Genomic DNA, 2,850 nt, shown 5'->3' on the forward strand with positions numbered 1-2,850 from the left:
GCGGTACTCGGCGGTGTCGGGCCAGCGCTGGGCGTGGACCGAGCCCTCCTGCCACCAGCTCCAGACCTCCTCGGCCACGAAGGGCACGAAGGGGGCGAAGAGCCTGTGCAGGGCGCCCAGGGCGACCAGCAGCGCGGCGCGGGCGGAGGCGCCCTCGGCCGACTCGGTGTCGTAGGCGCGGGCCTTGACCAGCTCCAGGTAGTCGTCGCAGAAGTCCCAGAAGAAGCGCTCGGTGCGCTCCAGGGCCCGGGTGTGGTCGTAGGCGCGGAAGGCGGAGGTGGCGTCCTCCACGACGTCGGCCAGCGCGGCCAGCATCGCCCGGTCCAGCGGCTGCGTCACCCGCGCGGGGTCGGCGACGGCGTCCTCACCGGCCACGGACATGACGAACTTGCTGGCGTTGAGGATCTTGATGGACAGCCTGCGGCCGACCTTCATCTGGCCCTCGTCCATGGCGGTGTCGGTGCCCAGGCGACCGCTGGCCGCCCAGTACCGGACCGCGTCGGAGCTGTACTTCTCCAGCAGCGCCAGCGGGGTGACGACGTTGCCCTTGGACTTGGACATCTTCTTGCGGTCGGGGTCCAGGATCCAGCCGGAGATGCCGGTGGTGCTCCAGGGCAGGGTGCCGTTCTCGAAGTGGGCCCGGACCACGGTGGAGAAGAGCCAGGTGCGGATGATGTCCTGGCCCTGGGGCCGGTAGTCCATGGGGAAGACGCGCCGGTACAGGTCCGGGTCGCGCTCCCAGCCGGAGGCGATCTGCGGGGACAGCGAGGAGGTCGCCCAGGTGTCCATGACGTCGGGGTCGCCCATGAAGCCGCCCGCCTGCCCGCGCTGGTCCTCGGTGTAGCCCTCGGGCGCCTGCGAGCTGGGGTCGACGGGCAGCTGGTCCTCGGCGGGGACGATGGGCTCGTCGTAGCGCGGGTTGCCGTCGGCGTCCAGCGGATACCAGACCGGGAAGGGCACGCCGAAGAAGCGCTGGCGGCTGATCAGCCAGTCGCCGTTGAGGCCCTCGACCCAGTTCTCGTAGCGGGCGCGCATGTGCTCGGGGTACCAGGTGAGCTCGCGCCCGCGCCGCAGGAGCTGCTGGCGCAGGTCCTCGTCCCGACCGCCGTTGCGGATGTACCACTGGCGGGTGGTGACGATCTCCAGGGGCTTGTCGCCCTTCTCGTAGAACTTCACCGGGTGGGTGATGGGCGTCGGCTCGCCGACGAGGTCGCCGCTCTCGCGCAGCAGGGCGACGGTGCGCTCGCGCGCGGTGTGGACGGTGGCGCCCACGAGCGTGTCGTAGGCCTCGCGGGCGGCTCCGCTCTCCAGGCCCTTGGGCGGGTCGGCCATGATGCGGCCGTCCCAGCCGATGACGGGCCGGGTCTCCAGCTGGAGCTCGCGCCACCAGGTGACGTCGGTGGTGTCGCCGAAGGTGCAGATCATGGCGATGCCGGACCCCTTCTCGGGGTCGGCGAGGCGGTGGGCCCGCACCGGGACCTCGACGCCGAAGACGGGGGTGCGCACGGTGGTGCCGAACAGGTCCTGGTAGCGCTCGTCGTCGGGGTGGGCGACCAGGGCGACGCAGGCGGCCAGCAGCTCGGGGCGGGTAGTCTCGATGTGGACCGGGGTGCCGTCGGGCTTGTGGAAGGCGACCTTGTGGTAGGCGCTGGGGCGTTCGCGGTCCTCCAGCTCGGCCTGGGCGACCGCGGTGCGGAACGTGACGTCCCACAGGGTGGGCGCCTCGGACATGTAGGCCTCGCCGCGGGCCAGGTTGCGCAGGAAGGCGCGCTGGGCGGCGGCGCGGGAGTTGTCGTCGATGGTGGCGTAGGTGTGGCGCCAGTCGACGCTCAGCCCGAGGCGGCGCCAGATGGACTCGAAGACCTTCTCGTCCTCGGCGGTGAGCCGGTCGCACAGCTCGATGAAGTTGCGCCGGGAGACGGGGACCTGCCGCTTGGGGTCGGGCTTGGCGGGCGGCTGGAAGTCCGGGTCGTAGGGGATCGACGGGTCGCAGCGCACGCCGTAGTAGTTCTGGACGCGCCGCTCGGTGGGCAGGCCGTTGTCGTCCCAGCCCATGGGGTAGAAGACGGCCTTGCCGTTCATGCGCTGGAAGCGCGCGACGGTGTCGGTGTGCGTGTAGGAGAACACGTGGCCGATGTGCAGCGACCCGGACACCGTGGGCGGCGGGGTGTCGATGGAGTAGACGTCCGCGCGCTCGGCCGTGCGGTCGAAGTGGTAGACGCCGGACTCATCCCATACGTCGACCCACTTCGCCTCGATACCGTCCAGCGAGGGCTTGTCGGGCATGCGGAAGGAATGAGAGCCGTTGGTCATGGGGCAATGGTAGTGCTCTCCGGGCCGTGGTCGCTCCGGGTTTCGGGCCGTCACAGCGGGGGTCGGCACCCCCTCGGGCACGCTGGCGCGGGGTTGGCCCCTGACTCCCGCGAACGGACGTGAAAGGATCTCCCCGTACGCACGGGAGGGTGTGCGCCGGCCGCACATCCTCCGTACACCCAACGGAAAACGGTGAAGGATTCGATGGCTAAGAAGGACGGCGGTGACTTCGGCCCCGCCCTCGTGGGCTTCGCGGCCGGGTTCGCCGCGCAGTACGTCATGCGCAAGGCCCTGAACTTTGCCTGGACCCGCGTGACCGGCGAGGAGCCGCCCACGGACGTGGACTCCCCCGACATCAGCCTGGGCACGGCGCTGTCCTGGGCCGTGATGGCCGGTGTCGGCACCGAGGTGGCCCGGGTGCTGGCCGTGCGCGCCGCCCGCGCCAGGATGTTCGGCGCCGGTCCCGGCGAGCTGGAGGTCTGACGCCGCGAAGGCGACGACGGCGGGCGGCCGACCGCACCGCAGTGTGGTCGGCCG

Annotated in this window: 2 protein-coding genes; one reads left to right on the forward strand and one right to left on the reverse strand. The window is 71.3% G+C overall.

Annotated elements, in window-relative coordinates; all coding sequences use genetic code 11:
- The coding region (valS, locus tag DQW06_RS12380; RefSeq protein WP_117198480.1) for a valine--tRNA ligase at positions 1-2,313 on the reverse strand (2,313 nt) is incomplete at its 3' end.
- A gap of 204 nt (positions 2,314-2,517) precedes the next feature.
- Between valS and DQW06_RS12385 the strand changes: the two genes are divergently transcribed.
- Positions 2,518-2,796 (forward strand): DUF4235 domain-containing protein, encoded by a 279-nt coding sequence (locus tag DQW06_RS12385; RefSeq protein WP_013153900.1) that lies wholly within the window; start codon positions 2,518-2,520, stop codon positions 2,794-2,796.
- Positions 2,797-2,850 lie beyond the last annotated feature (54 nt).

The sequence above is a fragment of the Nocardiopsis sp. TNDT3 genome, assembly GCF_003427465.1.
GTDB lineage: Bacteria > Actinomycetota > Actinomycetes > Streptosporangiales > Streptosporangiaceae > Nocardiopsis > Nocardiopsis dassonvillei.